The sequence below is a fragment of the Bradyrhizobium sp. P5_C11_2 genome, from assembly GCF_054049755.1.
In genome coordinates this window covers 1-1,478 of the sequence record NZ_JBFULT010000975.1, presented here as the reverse complement: position 1 = coordinate 1,478, position 1,478 = coordinate 1, and the positions used below count along the sequence as shown (strand labels likewise).

The 1,478-nt window shown below is 59.0% G+C and carries 3 protein-coding genes; all 3 read right to left on the bottom strand.

Features of this window, described 5'->3' with window-relative positions; translation table 11 throughout:
* Positions 1-288, bottom strand: a 288-nt coding sequence (locus ACXJL8_RS40860) for a hypothetical protein (RefSeq protein ID WP_456687016.1), incomplete at its 3' end; no start/stop codon positions are given.
* A gap of 683 nt (positions 289-971) precedes the next feature.
* Positions 972-1,223, bottom strand: a complete 252-nt coding sequence (locus ACXJL8_RS40855; RefSeq protein ID WP_456618931.1) for a hypothetical protein — start codon at positions 1,221-1,223, stop codon at positions 972-974.
* Positions 1,224-1,262: 39 nt separating this feature from the next.
* Positions 1,263-1,442: a hypothetical protein gene (locus ACXJL8_RS40850; protein WP_271612864.1), complete on the bottom strand. Its 180-nt coding sequence runs from the start codon at positions 1,440-1,442 to the stop codon at positions 1,263-1,265.
* Between the last annotated feature and the right edge of the window lie 36 nt (positions 1,443-1,478).

Sequence of the window (1,478 nt, the reverse complement as noted above, 5' to 3'; positions counted from 1 at the left end):
GTATCGATAGAGCGAAACGAGAATGCTGACAAAGAAGCCAACAACGGCGAGCAATCCAAAGCAGGTAATACTAGTCTGCAGCAATTTCAGAAAGAGATCCTCTTTGGGGGACGCTTGAGCCGATTCCTTTGTCTCTTTTTCATTGCCTATCTCTACCTGCAGCTTCTCTAAGCTCGGTTGAGCATAGAGTTCGCTCAATCGTGCGTCGCGTTCGTTGAGGTCTTGGATTTCGCGTAAGACGGCGAGGAACGAATCTGGGGTGAATACTTTGCCTTCGAGAGCGGCCATGAATTCTTTCAGCTCAACGCGAGGGACGCCGACGAAGAAGGAAGCTTCGCCTCTACTCGTGGTGCAGGCTCTCACGCGATATCGGAATGTGAGCATGGGGTCGCGCCTTCCCTAATAAGAAAGCTGCCCAAGCTGCGACGGTTGCTAGACCGAGCGCCACGGCCGTCGGTGCGATGAAGTCCTTTAAGAAGGAAACGGAAGCAAATGAGGAGAGCAGGGCGACTGTCGCCCAAAAGGTGGTCCTAATAGCGCTCCGAGCGAAAGTTCGCTTGCTATCCGTGGGCTTACGGCGCCCTGTTTCAATCTGGGCCTGTGAAATCCCCAGCAGCTAAGCATCAGCCAAGCCCGTGCCGCGGGGCTTCGGTCCCCGCGCTCACGCGGCCGGTGCAGACATCGGKCCTGTTGCTTTAGCCCGGCGGGCTTTTCTTTTGGCTTTTGCGGGCGCGGCAAACTGGGGCCTGCTTTCAGGCCGCTGTTCTTGTGCTCTGGTTGATTGCTTCGGGCAGAGAAACCTAGCGGACCACCGCTGCTCGAACCTTCGTTGGACGTCCAGAGGGACGGCGGACATCGGAAAATCTCCTCGCCCCCGGGGTTCATTGCCTTAACGCGGAGGGTGCTCCAAAGGTCCTCAGCCGTGCGCCCATCGCAACCGGAAGCGTCTGGCGGTTGGCATGCTGGCGGGCCTACTCTTGGGCGCGATAGCCCTGGACGGCGAGCAGCTCTCTGATCCACGCCACCTTCTCTTTGGCGCTGCTCGGTCCCTCTATGGTCTTCCGGATGTCCTCGACCAGGCCCTCTAATCTCAGTCGATGCGCGCGGTCAGTTTCGCGGCGGCGGGCGTCTGCAATCTCATCGAGAGCAACCATGGGGCGAATATTGCCGATTTTTCCCGATGCGTCAAAGCGCCGTTGGCGGGGCGAGGACGCGATCGCCAACCCTGATCGGCTCCTCGAAAGGCCGCCAGCCCGCCTTCATCAGGTACGCTTCGCGCTGTCCGCGATTGCGCGTTCAACTTCTGAGGCGAGAACCATCAGGTGATCGGCCAGCCTCGTGAAAAGCTCGCGCTTCTTCGGGTCGGTCGCCAGGTCGCGGATGAGGGCGCACTCGGCCGCATCAGTGCGGAGCTTTTCCAACTGAGCCTGCATGTCTTTCATCGCAGCTACTCCGTTCCCTGATGGGAACCGTATAGC

What these genes read in the sequence shown, in the direction of transcription:
- ACXJL8_RS40850 (WP_271612864.1), bottom strand. Translation starts at nt 1,442, where the DNA reads ATGAAAGACATGCAGGCTCAGTTGGAAAAGCTCCGCACTGATGCGGCC.